Origin of the sequence: Halorubrum alkaliphilum, assembly GCF_017873815.1 — an archaeon.
GTDB lineage: Archaea > Halobacteriota > Halobacteria > Halobacteriales > Haloferacaceae > Halorubrum > Halorubrum alkaliphilum.
Map to the genome: position 1 here is coordinate 25,105 of NZ_JAGGKQ010000025.1, position 17,792 is coordinate 42,896.

Here is a 17,792-nt window from a genome sequence, read left to right on the forward strand (position 1 = left end):
CGACCGCGACACGCGAGTGGTCGACATGCGCATAGGCGTCCTCTACTCGCGGATCCGCCGCGACGAGAAGCTGCTGTTGTCTGAGCTGCGCGACCGCGGCCACGACGTCGAGAAGATAGACGTCCGCCGTGAGCGGTTCGGGCTAGAGTCGACCACCGCGAACGTCGGCGATCTCGATTTAGTCGTCGACCGCTGTCTCTCGACGAGCCGGTCGCTGTACGCGACGCAGTTCCTCGACAGCTACGGCGTTCCCGTCGTGAACGGACCGGAGACGGGCGATGTCTGTGCTGACAAGGCGAAGAACTCGCTCGCGCTTGCCGAGGCCGACATCCCGACTCCGGCGACGGAAGTGACGTTCACGAAGGAGGCCGCGATGGAGTCGATCGAGGAGTTCGGCTATCCCTGCGTTCTCAAGCCCGTCGTTGGCTCGTGGGGCCGGCTGATGGCGAAGATAGACACCCGGAGCGCCGCGGAGGCGATCTTAGAGCACAAGGAGACGCTCGGTCACTACGAGCACAAGGTGTTCTACGTTCAGGAGTTCGTCGACAAGCCCGGCCGCGACGTTCGCGTACTCGCGGTCGATGGCGAGCCGATCGCCGCGATGACGCGCTCGTCGGACCACTGGCTCACGAACGCCGCGAAGGGCGGCGAGACGAAGTCGTTCGATCTTGACGATCGCGCGCTCGAACTCGTCGATCGCGCCTCGGAGGCGGTCGGCGGCGGGATGCTCGGCGTCGATCTGATGGAAGTCGGCGGAACCGACTCCGGCGAGTACACCGTCCACGAGGTGAACCACACGGTCGAGTTCAAGGCACTCGACGAGGCCAGCGAGGTTGACGTTCCGGCGAAGGTCGTCGACTGGCTGGAGTCAAAAGCCGAGCAGGCGAGCGACGCCGCGGAGGCACAGGTATGAGCGCTGACGACGCGGCCGACGCGGCGACCTCCGACGCCAGCTACACCGCGAGCGTCGTCGGCGGAACCGGCTTCACGGGCGGCGAGCTGTTGCGGATCCTCGCCGGCCACCCGAACTTCGAGGTCGTACAGGCCACGTCGCGGTCGGCGGACAACATGACTGTCGGTCGCTCGCATCCAAACCTGCGCGGGCTCGACCTGCGCTTTTCGGATCCCGACGACTTGGCGTCCGTCGACGTGCTCTTCTCGGCGACGCCTCACGGCGTCTCGATGGAGCAGGTCGACGAGTACTTCGAGGCGGCCGACACCGTCGTCGACCTCTCGGCGGACTTCCGGCTGCCCGAGGCGGCGTTGTACGACGAGTGGTACGACGGCCATGCGTCGCCGGAGTACTTGGAGCGTGCGGAGTACGCGCTTCCCGAGCTCAACCGCGAGAACCTCCCCGGTGCCGACCTGATCGCCGGTGGTGGCTGTAACGCGACCGCGACGATCCTCGGGCTGAAACCGCTCGTGGACGAGGGTGTCCTCGACTCCGAGACCGGCGAGGTCGTCGTCGACGTGAAGGTCGGCTCCTCGGAGGGCGGTGCCGGCGGCGGCGCGGCCTCCTCGCATCCGGAGCGCTCGGGCGTCGTCCGCCCGTACGCGCCGACCGGTCACCGCCACGAGGCGGAGATCGAGGCGTATCTCGGGCTCTCCGTTTCCTTCACCGTCCACGCGGTCGACATGGTTCGCGGCGCGAGCGCGACCTGTCACGTCTTCCCGGATGACCCCGTCTCGAAGGCCGACCTGTGGACGGCGTACCGCGGCGCGTACGCCGACGAGCCGTTCATGCGGATCGTCTCGGGCGGCGGCGGCGTCTACCGCTATCCGGAGCCGAAGTCGGTTGCGGGGACGAACCACGGTGAGGTCGGCTTCGAACTGGATCCCGGGAACCGGCGTGTCGTCGTCTTCTCGGCGATAGACAACATGACCAAGGGGTCGGCGGGACAGGCGGTCCACGGGGCGAACGTCGCGCTCGGACTGCCCGAGACCGCGGGGCTCGAATTCGAGGGGCTCCACCCCGTGGGGTCGCCATGACGGGCGATATCGAGGGGACGGCGTCCGACATCGTCGCCGACGGCGGGCACGACGCCGGCGGCGCACCCGCCGACGAGCCCCCCGTCGTCGTCAAGATCGGCGGCGCGAAGGCGGTCGACCCGGCCGGCGCGGTCGGCGACGTGGCCCACCTCGTCGCGAACGGGCGTCGGGTCGTCGTCGTCCACGGCGGCTCGACGGTCGTCGACGAGGTCATCGAGCGGCTCGGGATGGAGCCGGAGTACGTCGAGTCCGCCTCCGGCGTCACCGGCCGATTCACCGACGCGGAGACGATGGAGGCGTTCACGATGGCGATGGCCGGGAAGCTCAACACGGAGCTGACGGCGCTGTTCCGCGAGGCCGGCGTCGACGCGGTCGGTCTCTCGGGCGTCGACGGCGGGATCCTCTCCGGACCCCGCAAGTCGGCGGTCCGCGTTATCGAGGACGGTAAAAAGAAGATCCGTCGCGGCGAGCACTCCGGTCGGATCGAGTCGGTGAACGCCGACCTCCTCTCCGGGCTGCTCGGCGACGGCTACACCCCCGTCGTCTCGCCGCCGATGGAGGGGAAAGAGAGCGACGGCGGCGTCACGCCAGTCAACACGGATGCGGATCGGGCGGCCGCCGCGGTCGCCGGTGCGCTCGACGCGGATCTCGTCCTGTTGACCGACGTTGCCGGCGTGTACGCGGACCCCGACGACTCCGACACGCTGATCGAGTCGGCGGCGACGCCCGACGAACTGGCGGCGGTCGAAGACGCCGCTGAGGGGTTCATGGGAAAGAAGGTGATGGCCGCGACGGAGGCGCTGACGGGCGGCTCCGGTCGCGTCGTGATAGGCGACGCCAACGTCCGTGACCCGATCGTCGCGGCGCTCGGCGGTGCGGGAACGACCATCGAGCGGTCGGCGATCGAGGAAGTTGAGGAGGCCGCCGAAACGGACGGGGGTGAAACCGCATGAGCGGCTTCGTCTTCTCGGAGAAGCCGATCGAGATCGCCCGCGGCGAGGACGTGTGGCTGTACGACACAAACGGAAACGAGTATCTCGACTTCGGCGCGAGCTACGCCTGTACTCCGGTCGGCCACTGTCACCCCGACGTGGTCGACGCCGCGACGAGCCAGCTGGAGGATCTGATGTACGTTCAGGCGTCGTACCCGCACGCGGCGCGAACCGCGCTGTACGAGCAGCTCGCCGACACCGCTCCCGTCGATGTCGACAACGTCTGGCTCTGTAACTCGGGAACCGAGGCCAACGAGGCAGCCCTGAAGTTCGCCCGGCACGCGACGGGTCGCGAGAAGATCATCGCGACAAAACAGGGGTTTCACGGCCGGACGATGGGTGCGCTCGCGACCACGTGGAAAGGGAAGTACAAGCAGGGGTTCGAGCCGCTCGCGGGCGGCGTCGAGTTCGTCGACTACGGCGATATCGACGCCATGCGCGAGGCGGTGGACGATGAGACCGCCGCGGTGATCATCGAGCCGCTACAGGGCGAGGGCGGGATCAACCCCGTCTCGACGGAGTACTTACAGGCGGTTCGCGTCGCGACGGCGACGTCCGGCGCGGCGATGATCCTCGACGAGATACAGACCGGACTCGGCCGTACCGGCTCGATGTGGGCGGCGGACGGCCACGACGTGGTTCCTGACGTTCTCACGACCGCGAAAGGGCTCGGCAGCGGGCTCCCGATCGGCGCGACGCTGTGTCGCGACTGGATCGCCGAGAACTGCGGGAACCACGGCTCGACGTTCTCCGGTGGCCCCGTCGTCTCGGCGGCCGCGGGGGCGACGCTCGATGTCCTTGAGCGCGAGGAGCTTCCGGCACACGCCGCCGAGATGGGTACGTATCTCCGCGAGGAGATCGACGAGCGTCTGGGCGACGAGATCCGGGAGGTTCGCGGCGACGGGCTGATGATCGGTATCGAGGTGAAGCGCGGCTCGAACCGGCTGTTGCGCGAGTTGGCGATCGAACACGGGATCCTCGCGTTGCCCGCGGGCCGGACCGTGTTGCGCCTGCTTCCGCCGTTGACGATCGATCGCGACCACGCCGACGCCGTCGTGGACGCGATCGAGGAGGTGATCGCGTGATGGCGACCGGGGAAGAGCGCGAGTCGCCGGTCGAGTCCGCGAACGACTCCAACGCCGCCGGGACGGACGTCGTCGCCGGCGGGGGATACCCCGATGCCTGCGACACGCCGGCCCGGAGGTTGCTGTATGACATGGTGTCGATCCCCTCGCCGTCGGGCGAGGAGGAGCAGGCCGCGAAGCGGCTCGTCGACTTCTTCGAGGCCAACGGCCGCGAGGCGTGGATCGACGAGGTCGGCAACGTTCGTGCGCCCGCGAGCGACGCGGTCCTGTTGACTTCGCATGTCGACACCGTTCCGGGCGACATCCCCGTTGAAGTGAAGCCGGCGGCCGATGACGATGCCGTCGGCGAGCCGGGCGAGCCCGTCCTCTGGGGGCGCGGCTCGGTGGACGCCACCGGCCCCCTCGTCGCAATGGCGGTCGCGGCGGTCGAGACCGGCGTCTCGTTCGTCGGCGTCGCCGGCGAAGAGACGAACTCGCAGGGCGCTCGGTTCCTCATCGAGGACCGCGACGCGCCGGAGCTGTTGGTGAACGGCGAGCCGTCCGGCTGGGACGGGATCACGCTCGGCTACCGCGGGTTCCTCGCGGGCACGTACGTGAACACGAGCGAGTCCGGTCACAGCTCGCGGCCGGAGCCGAACGCCATCCAGCACGCGATCGACTGGTGGCACGGCGTCGAGGAGACGTTCGATCCCGCCGACCCCGATACGCCGGTGTTCGAGCAGGTGACGACGAAGCCGGTCTCCATCGACGGCGGACTCACGGATGACGGACTGGCGGTCGAGACGACGATGGAGGTACAGCTGCGCGTCCCGCCGACCCGCACCGTCGACGAGGTTCACGAACTGGCGGAGGCACAGATGGCGACCGGCTCGGTTCACTGGAAGGAGCCGATCCCGCCGGTGATGGAGAGCCCGCGTACCGAACTCGCGCGGGCGTTCCGCGTCGCCATCCGTGAGGCGGGCGGCGACGTCCGGCTCATCCGCAAAACGGGCACCAGCGACATGAACCTCTTCGCGGCCGCGTGGGACTGCCCGATGGTCACCTACGGCCCGGGGGACTCGGATCTGGACCACGCTCCCGACGAGCGGCTGCCGCTCTCGCACCTGGATCGCGCAACGACCGTGTTGAGCGACGTCTGCCGGGACCGACGGTAGGCGTCGCGGCTTCCGCTGCGACGCCGTCTCGTTTTGTACTGACGTCACGCTCCGAACGGACCTCGTCACCGCGATCGTAGACACGACCACAGACCCCGACACGACCACAGACCCCGACACGACCACAGACCCCACCGAAAATGCCACTCGCTACCGACGACTTCCTTGACATCGATGACGTGACGCCCGCCGAGTTGGACGCACTGCTCGACCGCGCCGCCGCGATGAAGGCCGGCGACACTGATCCTCGGCTCCCGGACACGACGCTGGGAATGATATTCGAGAAACCCTCGACGCGGACCAGGATCTCCTTCGAGACGGGGATGACCCGGCTCGGCGGCCACGCGATGTTCCTCGGGCCCGACGACCTCCAGCTGGGTCACGGCGAGCCGCTCCGGGACACCGCACGCGTGGTCGGACGATACGTCGACGGGGTGATGGCCCGGCTGTTCGACCACGCCGACGTCGAGGAGCTCGCCGCATACGCCGACTGTCCGGTGATCAACGGGCTCACCGACGAGGCACACCCCTGTCAGACGCTTGCGGATCTCCTAACGATCCGCGAGTCGGTCGGGGAGGACGCCCACGTCGCGTGGGTCGGCGACGGAAACAACGTCGGGCAGTCGTTCGTCGTCGGCGCGGCGATGGCGGGGATCGACGTGTCGGTCGCGACACCCGCCGACTACGGCATGAACACGGCCGTCTTCGACCGGGCCGCGGAGTTCGGCGCGGACGTCGAGCCGACGACCGACCCCGAGACGGCCATCGCGGACGCCGATGTCGTCTACACTGACGTCTGGATCTCGATGGGTCAGGAGGGCGAACGCGAGCAGAAGCTCACCGCCTTCGACGGGTTCCAAGTGAACCGGGAACTGCTCGCGGAAACCGACGCGAAGGTGATGCACTGTCTGCCCGCCCACCGCGGCGAGGAGATCACTGACGACGTGCTCGAATCGGACCGCGCGCTGGTATGGGACCAGGCCGAAAACCGGATGCACGCCCAGAACGCGCTGCTGATCGAACTGTTGGGCGAATAAAAACCCGAGCCGGAACGGGGAGCACGCACACGCCTTGTCCGGTCATCAACTCCCCCGTTTTATATCGACGCGGCCGGTGTGAACGCCATGGACGTCACGGCCCCCCGCGTCTCCGAGCGTCGCGTCCACGTCGTGCCGCTCGGGCACGAACGCGACCGCATCGTCACCCCTCTTCGAGAGCACCGTGCCGACATCGTCTATCTGCTCGCGGACACCCCGAACCGCGAGGCCGACCGCGGCGTCGTCGACCTCGATGTCGACTTCGACGACCCGGCGGCAACTCGCGTCGACCCGGACGGACTCACCGACTACCAGCGCGAGGCGTGGGAGACGGTCGCCGGGTTCGCCGAGGTCCGGGTGCTCCCCGTCGAACTCGCGGACGTGTACGACGTGTTGGGCGTGACGACGACCGTCGCCGCCCATCACGGGGCAGGCGGTGACGACCGCGCCGCCGGCGCTCGGGACCGAACGAGCGGAACCGGCGACCGGCTGTTCGCCAACGTCTCGACCGGACCCCGTGTCGCCGCGGTCGGCGTCGCCATGGCGTGTATGATCGTCGGCGCGCGGCCCTACAGCGTCGAGCCAGAGACCCACCGCCACGACGTACGCGAGGAGCCGCTGACGACGGGCGTCGAGCGCACCGTCGACCTGCCCTTATATCCGATGGACGCGCCGACCCGCGATCAGGTCGCGATCCTCGGCCGACTGTACGACCGGGCGGCCCAGGACCGGACGACGGACAAGTGGAACCTGATCGAGTGGGCGCGCGAGCGCGACCTCGCGTTCCTCCGGGAGGCCGGCGAGAGCCGCACCGCGAAGTACCGCGCGCTGGAGACGCGGGTGCTCGACCCGCTCCGCGAGCGCGGGTACGTCGAACTCGAACCGGTCGGGCGCTCCGATACGGTTCACCTCACCGGGATCGGCCGTCGCGTCTTCTTCGCGTTCCAGCACAAACTCGACGCGTAACGCATCGGTCGGACGATGCCGATCGGTCGGGTCGTTCGTTTGGTACGTATTGTACGGTCCATCCGGACTGTTTACGGCTAACATAGAACGGGTAGCCACTCCTCGATCCAAACGCGTGATGCCCGGTGGAGCGACCGACGCCCTCCACCTGACCGACCCTCCGCACGACCGACGCCCCCCATCGCCCCGGACGCGATGGGTCCCCCGCTGACGCTCGTCGCGGTCGCTCCCGGACGTCACGAGACGGCATTCGCCGTCGAAACCGATCCGTTGTGATGCCGATCTTCAGAAGCGCTCTCGTCTTGACCGATATCGGGAGTAAATCTCCCAAATCGGTGGCGACGAGATCGTATTTAAAAAGACTGTGAGCGGCCACGAGGCTCCTTTATAAATAGACGATGCGGTGGCGTGCCCCGGTTCGCGCCCTCAAAAGGGCGCGAACCGCGAGGGACCGAAGGTCCCTCTGGCAGCCGGCGCGTAGCGCCGGCGACACCGCAACGAGGGAGCTTGCGACCGAGTGAGGAGCACAGCGAGCGTACGCCGCCCGCACGGCTGGGGCTTTGGAAGTGTTCACCGACGATCCGTACTCGACCACTTATAAACGAACAGCTGGAGGGGTAGAAGCGTTCACCACAGCATCATCTACTTATAAACAGCTGCCAGCAACACCAATAGCTCGTTTATAAACAACTACTCCACCGTATTGCGAGACCTACTCCCGGTATCGCTCAGATCGCCTCCCGGTACGCCTCCAAAGTCCGTTCGACGTCCTCCTCCGTGTGCGCGTACGAGGTGAACTGGCACTCGAACTGGTTCGCGGTGAGGAACACACCCCGATCCTTCATCTCCTGCCAGAACACCCGCTCCCATCGGTCCGTCTCCGCGGCCGCGACGTCAGCCCCGGTCTTCGGACACAGTTCGTACCGGGAGCACGACTGGTTCTGTCGACAGCCGCCCGAACAGCAGTCGTCGATATCGTCGGGAGCGTCCCGGGTGAAGATCGTTTTAAACATCGAGTCGGTGCCGACGACGGTGTACTCGGGGGCCTGCTCCGCACATATCTCGGAGATCCCCTCGCGGAGTTGCCGACCAAGCCGATTGACGTGTTCGTACACGTCGTTTTCGGCGGCGTACTCCAGTCCCGCCTTCCCTGCGGCCATCGTTACCGGATGTCCCGAGAACGTGCCGGACTGGAACACGTCGCCGGCGGGCGTGAACCCCTCGATGATCTCGGCTCGCCCACCGATCGCGCCGACGGGGAACCCGCCGCCGATGATCTTCCCGAACGTCGTCACGTCCGGGGTGACCCCGAACTTCGACTGCGCGCAGCCGAGCCCGCCGACGCGGAACCCGGTGATCACCTCGTCGAAGACTAAAAGCGAACCGTGGTCGTCACACAGGTCGCGAAGGGTCTCGTGATAGCCGTCGACCGGCATGACGATCCCCGTGTTCGCGAGGATCGGCTCCACGAGGACCGCGGCGATGTCGTCGCCGTGTTCAGCGAACACCTCCTTGGCCGCCTGCGGGTCGTTGAACGGGATCGGGAGGGTATGCTCGGCGAATGACTCGGGGATCCCCTTCGTCGAGGGGTGGGCGTCTCCCGGGGCGCCCTCAACGAGCGTCGACTCCTGTGCCCCGTGATAGCCGCCCTGCATCACGACGATCTTGTCGCGGCCCGTGTGGCCACGGGCGAGTCGCACCGCCGACACCGTCGCCTCCGTCCCCGAGTTGACGAACCGGATCGACTCGACGCTGGGGACGTGTCGCGCCACGAACTCGGCGTGTTCGACCTCTATCTCGGTCGGCGCGCCGTACATCGGCCCCGCCGACGCGTGTGACTGGATCGCCGCCTCGACCGGCTCCGGAAGGTCGTGACCGTACAGGAGCGGTCCGTATCCCATCACCCAGTCGACGTACCGGTTGCCGTCGGCGTCGATGACGTGGCCGCCGTCCCCGCGCTCAATGAAGAACGGATGTGGCATCGTCGCCCGGACCGAGGAGTTGACCCCACCCGGCATGACCGACAGCGCGCGGCCGTACAACCCGCGAGAGCGCTCGTGATTCATACGGGACGGTTGGGCCGGAGGGATGAAAGTAGTTGCCGAGTTCCGGCCAGCGCCGGCGCGACCGCTCGGCGGTCCGACGCGTCCAATGTAAAATACCTCGTTGCGAGCAGTCGACGGAATCGATTCGTGTTCGAACCGGGCGAGAGGCGACCCGCTTACACCGCCTCCGGTCCGGTCGTGCCGGTGCGGACCTGTAGCGCGTCCTCGACCGGCATGATGAACACCTTACCGTCTCCGGGTTCGCCGGTCTTCGCGGCACCGGCGATGGCCTCCGCGACCTCATCGGCCGGGATGTCGGCAACGACGACTTCGACTTTCACCTTCTGGTGGAGGTCGACGGTGAACTCCTCGCCGCGCCACTGGCCCTTCTTTGCCGGCTGGCTGCCGCGGCCGGAGACGTTCGTCACGGTGAGCGAGGGCGCTTTGATCTCCGCGAGCGCCTGTTTGATGTCGCCCAGTTTGTCGGGGCGGACGACCGCAGTAACCATCTTGATCTCCGAGCCCGATTCCTCGCCGCCGTCGGCACGCGGGGAAACGTCGTCAGTCTCGGTCGTATCGACGACCGCGGAGCCGCCGTCGGTCGCGACGCCGGGTTTGCCGAACTCGGGGTAGGTGTCGACGCCGTGTTCGGCGGAGTCGAGGCCGTCGCGCTCGTGTTCGGGCGTGACACGGGCCTGACCGATAGCCTTGAGACCGCCCCACACGGCGGCGGTCGCGAGCACCGTCCAGATCGTGATGACCGCGACGCCGACGATCTGCGGGACGAACGCGGACGCCTCGATCGAGAGGAAGCCACCGCCGATGACGCCGCCGCCGATCGCGGTCCCGTTGACCGACCACAGCGGGTAGAGGATCAAGCCGAGCATCCCTGCGCTCCCGTGAACCGGGAAGACGGCACACACGTCGTCGATCTTCAGCGTCTTCTCGACGAACCGGAAGACGAGCGGGAGCTGCGCACCCGCGAGGAACCCGATCGCGATCGCACCCATCGGCGTGATCAGGTCGGTCGGACCCGTGACACCGACGAGGCCGGCGAGCATCCCGTTCGCGACGTACAGCGTGTCGACTTTGCCGTTGAGGTACAGCGAGACGGCAGCCGCGCCGATCGCGCCGAGCCCCATTCCGAGGGCGGTGACCATCGCCACGCTGCCGACGTACGCGAAGTCGGCGAGCGCGATCGAGGTGCCGTCCGCGGCGAGCGGGTTGGCGGCGGTTCCGACGTTGAAGCCGAACCAGCCGAAACAGAGTACGAGAGTCCCGAGCACGGCGAACGTCATCGAGTGACCGGGAATGACGTTGACGGAGCCGTCGTCGCCGTACTTGTCCATCCGCGATCCCAGCACCCACGCGGCGGTCAGGCCGGCGACGCCACCGACGCCGTGGACGACCATGCCGCCCGCGAAGTCGGCGAAGCCGAGACTTGCGAGGATCGGTGCGTCGGCTCCCGGCGCGTACCATACCATACCGGCGACGACCGGGTAGATGACCGCAGCCAGCAGGAAGGTGTACGTGACGTACGCGCGAAGCTTCGCGCGACCGGCGACCGCACCGGAGACGATCGTTGCGGCCGTCATCGCGAATACCGCGCTGAACAGCCAGAGCGTCCAGCCGGTGTCGGCGGACTCGCCGAACATCGTCAGCGGCGACGACGCGGTGCCACCGCCGAGCAGCGAGCCGACGTTGTTCGAGATTCCCATACCGATCACGAAGAAGACGCCGATGCCGACCGCCCACGTGAGCATGTTCTTCGTGAGCTGGTTCGCGACGTTCTTCGAGCGTACCTGCCCCGCCTCCAGCATCGCGAAGCCGGCGTGCATGAAGAAGATCAGGAACGTGACCGTCAGCCACCACGTCATGTTGACGCCGGTGACGAGCGCCTCGATGTCACCCTCCGCAAGCAGGAGCGTCCCGTCGATCATACGTCTCCCCCCGAGCTACCGCAGTTGTCTATCCGATCGTACACGGAAATCGCGTCTTCGTGACCGTTCATCGCTTGAATCACGTCTCAGGGTCGAGCAATAGTAGTATATAAACGTTCGAGTTGGGTTTCAAAAGAAAGAGACAACATAATACTTCGCGCATCCAATATAAGGATGAGTACAGGGTATATAAGGACGTATTCTCGCCGAGCATTCGGTAACAATTGCCGAGAAACCTAACGTCCGTATTGTCCGATAAGTTACAACACGGCCGATCCGATGCCTCATCAGGCCGTTTGAACGCGGGCGCGGGGTCGGTGAGCGAATATTGCCACCGCCGAACGAGGGATCGCGGGACACGATCGCCTGAGACGGCCGTAGACACCGATTTCAGCCCGTAAAAACGAAAACGAACGTTCTTCAACCCGTTCGACGACGGGCGTGCGTGCCCGTTATTCGGGCTTCAGTCCCGCGCCCTGGACGCGCATCACCGCCTCGCCGTCAGCGAGGTTCGGCGCGTCGACGAGTCGGACGATCCGCTTGTCGTTTTTCGACTTTCGGAGGTACATCCGGAATGTCGAGGCGTGTCCGAGGATGTTCCCCCCGATCGCCTGTGTCGGGTCGCCGAAGTACGAATCGGGGTTCGAGGCCACCTGATTGGTGACGAGGATGGCGGTGTTGAACAGGTCGCCGAGCCGCATCAGGTCGTGGAGGTGTTTGTTGAGCTTCTGCTGTCGGTCGGCGAGCTCTCCGCGGCCGACGTACTCCGCGCGGAAATGCGCAGTGAGGGAGTCGACGCAGACGATCCGGATGGGCCAGTCGGTCTCCTCGTGCTCGCCGGCGAGCTCCTTGGCCTTCTCCGCCAGCAGAATCTGGTGGTTAGAGTTGAACGCCTTCGCGACGTGGATCTGGTCCAGGAAGGCCGCGACGAGCTCCTCCATCGCCTCCTCGTCGCTCGGAGTTCCCTCGATTTCGCGTTTCTCCATCTCGTCGGCGAGGATCTCGTCGTCGAGACCACGGACCATGTCGTCGATCCGCTCGGGACGGAACGTATCCTCGGAGTCGACGAAGATACAGCCGCCCTCAAGGCCGCCGTTCTCCTTCGAGAGCTGGACGTTGACAGCCATCTGGTGGGTCACCTGTGACTTCCCGGACCCGAACTCGCCGTACACCTCGGTGATCGACTGCGTCTCGATACCGCCGCCGAGCAGGTCGTCGACCTCGTCGATCTGCCAGGAGAGCTTGCCGATCTCCTGACGGCGTTCGAGCACGGTGGCACCCGTCTCGAAGCCGCCGACGTCGGCGGCGTCACGGGCGGCGTTGATGATGTCGCTCGCGGAGGACTCGCCGATGTCGGCGGTGTTCGACATCTCGCCGGGGCTGGCGACGGCGATCGATTGGTAGCTCTCGAACCCGTTCTCGACGAGCTTGTCTGCGGTGGCGGGGCCGACTCCGGGGAGGTCTTCGAGTTCGTCTTCAGGCATGTACACGGAGGTTGTGCGGCTTCGGATATAAAGGCTGGTTTACACCCGAGTGAAAGTGAAAAACGGAAGATTCGACGATCCGAGATGGTTCGGCACCGTATATAACCCTCCGCGACGATCCCGCTGGCGGAGTCGTCGCGGAACTGAACGGGGTCAGAAGCCGACGCGCCGGACGTACGACAGTTCGCGGATCTCGACGAGCAGTTCGCCGGGGATCTCCGCGTCGGTGATGACGTACAGCTTGGGATCGTCGGTGAACTCCGGATCCTCGCTCAGTACCTGTCGGATCGAGACGCCGTGATCCGCGAGAATCCCGGTCACCTCGGCGACGATCCCCGCCTCGCCGGCAGACGCGACCTCGATGGTGAGCACGGTCAGATCGAGAACGGGTGCCAGATCCATCAGACTCGGCACCGAGGAGATGTTCGTGAAGATGCGTTTCAGTTCGGGGTCTGCCAGAATCGCGTCCGTCGTCGAGTCGACGACGCGGCGGTCGACATCGAGTTCGCGAGCGATCCCCGTGTACGGGATCTCGATCCCGCCGGAGACGACGCGGCCGTCCTCGTTGACCGAGAACCCGCGCTCTAAGAACAGCCTGATGACGGCCTGCTGGCTCGGGGACCCCTCGAACTTCTCGAGGATCTCGTCGAACATATGCTACGGATGCTCGTCACGAGCGCTTAAAAACCGGGGTGACGTGTTGGCGTCAGTTCGCAACCACGGCGTAGACGCCGCCGAGAACGACGCCGTAGGCGACGTGGCCGATAAGACTCTCGACGCCGACGTTCGGCAGCGGCGGCGCACCGCCGAAGCCGACGGCACCCAGCCAGATCGGCATCACGATCACCGCGAGTGCGACCCACACGAGGAGGCCGTAGCCCGCACCGACACCGAGGCTCGTTCCGACTGACTCGCTCAGTTCCGGCTTCAGGCCCGCGATCGCGGCGAAGCCCAGTCCGATGATCGCGCCGTGAGACATGTGGATCGCCCAGCCGATCGCGCCGGCGGGGCCCTCGATACCGTACATCGCCGGGATCCCCATTTCGAGGACGGGGGGCGTCATCACCGACATCATCGCGCCGAAGACGAGACCGCCGACCAGCCCGCCGGCGACACCGGCCTGCCAGTCGCCAGCCTCAGTCAAAGTATTCGTCGCTGTCGCGGTTTCGGTTGCCATAGCGAACGGAACGTTGCGAGGAACAGTTGAATAGCTACTCCGGTCGTGTGCCGGTAACACAGATGTCACCAGTATTTATATACCAGTAGTTTCAGCCATCTGAAAATAAGCGTGGAAAACAACGGACGTGCGCCGGACGCGCTCATCCCTCGTCCGGGACGGCCGCCTGTAGGCCGAACCAGTGTTCGACGGTTCCGTCGGCGGCAGGTACCGGAACGAGCGAGACCCGGTTGACGAACGGTGTACCGTCGGCACGATAATTGCGCAGTTCGACGGTAACTCTGCTCCAGCCGCGAATCGCTTCACGAAGGGCTCCGACCGGATCGGGATCGGTCTGCGGGCCCTGTAGTCGTCGGAGGTTCCCGCCTCGTAGCTCCGCGAGGCTGTAGCCGGTGAGTCGGCGTGTGGCACAGTTAGCGTACAGGACCGGATTGTCCTGATACGCCGGACCGGTGAGGACGACTCCGATCGGCGCGGCCGCCAGCGTCCGGGCTCGCCACACGAGTTCCCCGGCTGGGGCAGACGCATTGGGGAGGGTTGCCGGCGGATCGAACGTCTCCGGTGTCGCCGCGAGACGCTCCGTGTCGAATCCGTGTTCCGCCGTGAGTCGGTCGACGGTCTCGCGGAACGACTCGATATCGGCGGTCAGTACATTTTTAAGTGCTGCCCGCAGTTCTGGCTGGGGCTGAAACGGTCCGTCCACACACTCATATAACAAGCCGAGGGCATAATCCGTTCCGTCTCGTCTCGTCGAGTCAGTCGACGGTGTCGGGAGCGCTGTCGTCCCGTCGAGCGAGAACGATCCCGGCGACGAAGAGAGCAGCGCCGACGAGGAGTAGCCCGACCGTGAGGAGGGTGTCAGAGACTAAGACGCCAGCTCCGACCATGCCCGTCGCAGCGATGTGAAGGACAGCAGTCTGGTTCACAGCCATAGTACGTGGAGGAGTATCAAAACACTACGGTTGTTCCGAAAGTGCGGACTATCTCGGGGTTCGGGTGCCGTGAGTTCCGTGCGTTGATCGGTGGAGATCCACCCGTAGCGATTCGATCGGCGGCAGGACCGCATGTGGTTTAATTTTACCGGAGTACCCGACCCGACCCCTTTTCAGCGATGGCGACGAACTTGAACCCGTGTCAGAGTCGTCGCATCTGCGGTTCTTCCCGTACGAAGAGCCGTACCCGAACCAACGCGAGGCGATGGACAGGGTCGCCAACGCGCTGGATCGGGGCCAAGACGTGCTGTTCGAGGGCGCGCCGGGGACGGGGAAAACCCTCTCTGCGCTCGTGCCCGCGCTCGAACACGCCCGCGAACACGACCGGACGGTCGTCATCACGACGAACGTCCACCAGCAGATGCGCCAGTTCGTCGAGGACGCGCGAGCGATCACCCGTACGGAGCCGATTCGGGCGGTCGTATTTAAAGGAAAGTCGTCGATGTGCCACATCGATGTCGACTACCAGGAGTGTCAGACCTTACGGGACACGACCCGCGAACTCGTCGAGACCGAGGAGGAGGTCGCCGAGCTAGAGGCCCGCCAGCGCGAACTCCTCGCGGAGAGCCGCGAGGGCGACGCGGGGGCAGCGGAGGCTCGCGAGGCGATCATGGACGAGCTCGACGACGTAGAAGCCGAGATGGAGGAGTTCGAGGCGACCAACGTCTGTGAACACTACCACAACAACCTGACACGAAACACGGACGAGTTCTTTTCGTGGCTCTTCGAGGATGTCCGCACGCCCGAGGACGTGTACGAGTACGCCGACGAGCGCGAGCTCTGCGGCTACGAGCTGCTCAAGGAGGGGATGGAGGGTGTCGACTTGGTCGTCTGTAACTACCACCACCTGCTCGACCCGAACATCCGCGAGCAGTTCTTTCGGTGGATCGACCGTGACCCGTCGGAAATAATCACCGTGTTCGACGAGGCACACAACGTCGAGGACGCGGCCCGCAAGCACGCCTCGCGAGCGCTCACGGAGAATACGCTCGAATCCGCGCTCGAAGAGCTTTCCGAGAGCGACGACTCCCGTGCGGACGCGGCCGAGAACGTGATCGGTGCGTTCCGAGCGGCACTCATCGACACCTACGACGAGGCGCTCGGGTTCGGCGCACGCGAGGGGGTTGGAGAGAGCTGGGAGGACGTTTCGATCGCCAACGACGACCGGCGCGACGACCTCACGCTCGCGTTCCTCGATCGGTACGAGGGCCGCGGCATCGACACCGAAGCGGAGCTTGCCGTCCAACTCGGACAGGCACTCGACGAGGAGTATGAGCGACAGTACCGGGAGGGAGAGACCACGAGCCGGAAAGAGTCGGGAACGCTCCAAGCTGCCCGGTTCGTCTCGACGTGGATGGACGAGGGGGCGGCGATGGGCCAGTACCCCGTCGTCTCGGTGCGCCGCGACGGCGGCACGGACGAGGTGTACGGACGTGCGGAGCTGTACACCTGTATTCCCCGTTCGGTCACCTCGGCACTGTTCGACGAGGTGGCGGCCTCCGTACTGATGAGCGCGACGCTCCGCCCGTTCGACGTGACGGAGGACGTGCTCGGGTTGGAGGACGTCGCCACGCTCGCGTACGGGATGGCGTATCCCGAGGAGAACCGACGGACGTTCGCGGTCGACACCCCCCCGCTTTTCGCCTCTGAGCGCAACGACCCGGAGACACAGGCGGCGGTCGGGGGGCTCCTCCGCGACGCGATCCGATTCACTCCGGGCAACACGCTCGCCTTCTTCCCGTCATACAGCGAGGCCGAGCGGTACTATGAGCGACTCGGCGGGGAAACGGGAGTCGGCAGCTCCGAGCTCGGAGAGCTGTACCTCGACGGCTCCGGCGAGGACGAGGAGGAGCTTCGACGGGAGTTCACCACGAGCGAGAACGCCACGCTGTTCACCTCGCTGTGGGGAACCCTTGCCGAGGGAGTGAGCTTCGACGGCGACGACGCGAGAACGGTCGTCGTCGTGGGCGTGCCGTACCCGCATCTCTCCGACCGAACGGAAGCGGTTCAAGAGGCGTACGACAGAGCGTTTGCCGACCGCGACCGGACGAGGGATCCCGGATGGGCGTACGCGGTCGAGATCCCGACGATCCGGAAGACGAGACAGGCGATCGGCCGGGTCGTCCGCGGGCCCGACGAATACGGCGTCAGGATCCTCGCGGATCGCCGATACACGACGGCCGACATGGGAAAGTACTCCGTCCGGAACGCGTTCCCACCGGAGGAACGTGAGGAGCTACTCGATATCGACCCGACGAAGCTCAAGTTCGCGATGTTGAACTTCTACGCCGATCACGACGCCTACGACGGCCCGCCGCCGGAGCCGTGAGTGGGGCGATCGTGACCGTGCCGATCACGAGGGCGCGGTCGAGAGGAGGAACACCGTCCCGCCGACCACGACGCCGAGGAGAACGGTGATGACGACGTGAACGACCGTCATCGTGGCTATCGCCCGCAGTGGCTCCTCGTCGTAGCTCCAGCGGAACATGGCCGCGTCGAGCGCGAGTGCGACCGGCACCGTCAGAGCGGCGGGAACGGAGAACGCTCCGCCGACGACGCCCACCACCGCGGGAAGCGGGCCGACGTACAGTGCGCGACGCGGGTCGACCGAACCGAGGACGTTGCGGGCGGCGAGGTGTGCGGTGACGGAGAGGAACAGCGCGAACAGGACGGTGGTCCCCAGCACCGCGGCGGGTGTCACCGTCTGTGCGGGCAGGACGAGCATGCCCGACGCTAGGCGGCGAAGAATAAAAGGGGCCACGAGATCGCCCGGTCATGGCCGATGGACGCGACCGCCGCGATAGACGCGACCGTCGTCGACGCGATCAGCATTTTCGAGGTGGAGCCCCCGACCTCAAGGAGCGAACGGAGTGAGCGAGTAGGTCGGGGAGGAAACCGACATGGGACGACACAACCGCCACACCCCGACCG

General features: G+C 66.1%; 16 protein-coding genes. 8 read left to right on the forward strand and 8 right to left on the reverse strand.

Annotated features, from left to right (window positions below; translation table 11 throughout):
* Positions 1-25 precede the first annotated feature (25 nt).
* The 7 genes from lysX to J2751_RS12965 all read left to right on the forward strand — a co-directional run bounded on the left by lysX (position 26) and on the right by J2751_RS12965 (position 7,223).
* Positions 26-913 carry a lysine biosynthesis protein LysX gene (gene lysX / locus J2751_RS12935; protein ID WP_209486603.1) on the forward strand — a complete coding sequence of 296 codons (888 nt, stop codon included), beginning with the start codon at positions 26-28 and terminating at the stop codon, positions 911-913.
* A complete protein-coding gene (gene argC / locus J2751_RS12940; protein WP_209486605.1) occupies positions 910-1,989 on the forward strand; it encodes an N-acetyl-gamma-glutamyl-phosphate reductase in 1,080 nt (359 codons plus the stop codon). Before lysX ends, argC begins: the two co-directional genes overlap by 4 nt.
* On the forward strand, positions 1,986-2,942 hold the full coding sequence (locus tag J2751_RS12945; protein ID WP_245202784.1) for an acetylglutamate/acetylaminoadipate kinase: 957 nt from the start codon (positions 1,986-1,988) through the stop codon (positions 2,940-2,942). Before argC ends, J2751_RS12945 begins: the two co-directional genes overlap by 4 nt.
* Positions 2,939-4,066 carry an aspartate aminotransferase family protein gene (locus tag J2751_RS12950; protein WP_209486607.1) on the forward strand — a complete coding sequence of 376 codons (1,128 nt, stop codon included), beginning with the start codon at positions 2,939-2,941 and terminating at the stop codon, positions 4,064-4,066. The genes J2751_RS12945 and J2751_RS12950 overlap by 4 nt, the downstream gene beginning before the upstream one ends.
* Complete coding sequence (locus tag J2751_RS12955) at positions 4,066-5,220, forward strand: [LysW]-lysine hydrolase (protein ID WP_209486608.1); 1,155 nt, start codon at positions 4,066-4,068, stop codon at positions 5,218-5,220. The genes J2751_RS12950 and J2751_RS12955 overlap by 1 nt, the downstream gene beginning before the upstream one ends.
* A 140-nt stretch (positions 5,221-5,360) precedes the next feature.
* Entirely contained in the window at positions 5,361-6,257 is an 897-nt protein-coding gene (gene argF / locus J2751_RS12960) for an ornithine carbamoyltransferase (RefSeq protein WP_209486610.1), read from the forward strand.
* A gap of 87 nt (positions 6,258-6,344) precedes the next feature.
* Positions 6,345-7,223 (forward strand): HFX_2341 family transcriptional regulator domain-containing protein, encoded by an 879-nt coding sequence (locus J2751_RS12965; protein ID WP_209486612.1) that lies wholly within the window; start codon positions 6,345-6,347, stop codon positions 7,221-7,223.
* A 728-nt stretch (positions 7,224-7,951) separates the two neighbouring features.
* On the opposite strand, the gene hemL is transcribed toward J2751_RS12965, so the two are convergent.
* The 7 genes from hemL to J2751_RS13000 form a co-directional block, all read right to left on the reverse strand.
* The gene (gene hemL / locus J2751_RS12970) at positions 7,952-9,289 is read right to left on the reverse strand and encodes a glutamate-1-semialdehyde 2,1-aminomutase (RefSeq protein ID WP_209486614.1); all 1,338 of its coding nucleotides are present in this window, start codon (positions 9,287-9,289) and stop codon (positions 7,952-7,954) included.
* Positions 9,290-9,444: 155 nt separating this feature from the next.
* Positions 9,445-11,208, reverse strand: coding sequence for an ammonium transporter (locus J2751_RS12975; protein WP_209486616.1), 1,764 nt, complete (start codon positions 11,206-11,208; stop codon positions 9,445-9,447).
* A gap of 452 nt (positions 11,209-11,660) precedes the next feature.
* On the reverse strand, positions 11,661-12,692 hold the full coding sequence (gene radA / locus J2751_RS12980; RefSeq protein WP_209486618.1) for a DNA repair and recombination protein RadA: 1,032 nt from the start codon (positions 12,690-12,692) through the stop codon (positions 11,661-11,663).
* 153 nt (positions 12,693-12,845) lie between these two features.
* Entirely contained in the window at positions 12,846-13,346 is a 501-nt protein-coding gene (locus J2751_RS12985) for an amino acid-binding protein (protein WP_209486620.1), read from the reverse strand.
* A gap of 52 nt (positions 13,347-13,398) precedes the next feature.
* Entirely contained in the window at positions 13,399-13,869 is a 471-nt protein-coding gene (locus J2751_RS12990; RefSeq protein WP_209486622.1) for a histidine kinase, read from the reverse strand.
* A 142-nt stretch (positions 13,870-14,011) separates the two neighbouring features.
* Positions 14,012-14,572 carry a PAS domain-containing protein gene (locus J2751_RS12995; RefSeq protein ID WP_321168745.1) on the reverse strand — a complete coding sequence of 187 codons (561 nt, stop codon included), beginning with the start codon at positions 14,570-14,572 and terminating at the stop codon, positions 14,012-14,014.
* Positions 14,573-14,624: 52 nt separating this feature from the next.
* Entirely contained in the window at positions 14,625-14,795 is a 171-nt protein-coding gene (locus J2751_RS13000; RefSeq protein ID WP_209486623.1) for a hypothetical protein, read from the reverse strand.
* 205 nt (positions 14,796-15,000) lie between these two features.
* Here J2751_RS13000 and J2751_RS13005 point away from each other — a divergent pair, with 205 nt between their 5' ends.
* Entirely contained in the window at positions 15,001-17,190 is a 2,190-nt protein-coding gene (locus J2751_RS13005; RefSeq protein WP_209486624.1) for an ATP-dependent DNA helicase, read from the forward strand.
* Positions 17,191-17,214: 24 nt separating this feature from the next.
* Here the strand turns inward: J2751_RS13005 and J2751_RS13010 are convergent, their stop codons facing one another.
* Positions 17,215-17,586 carry a DUF7473 family protein gene (locus tag J2751_RS13010; protein WP_245202786.1) on the reverse strand — a complete coding sequence of 124 codons (372 nt, stop codon included), beginning with the start codon at positions 17,584-17,586 and terminating at the stop codon, positions 17,215-17,217.
* Positions 17,587-17,792 lie beyond the last annotated feature (206 nt).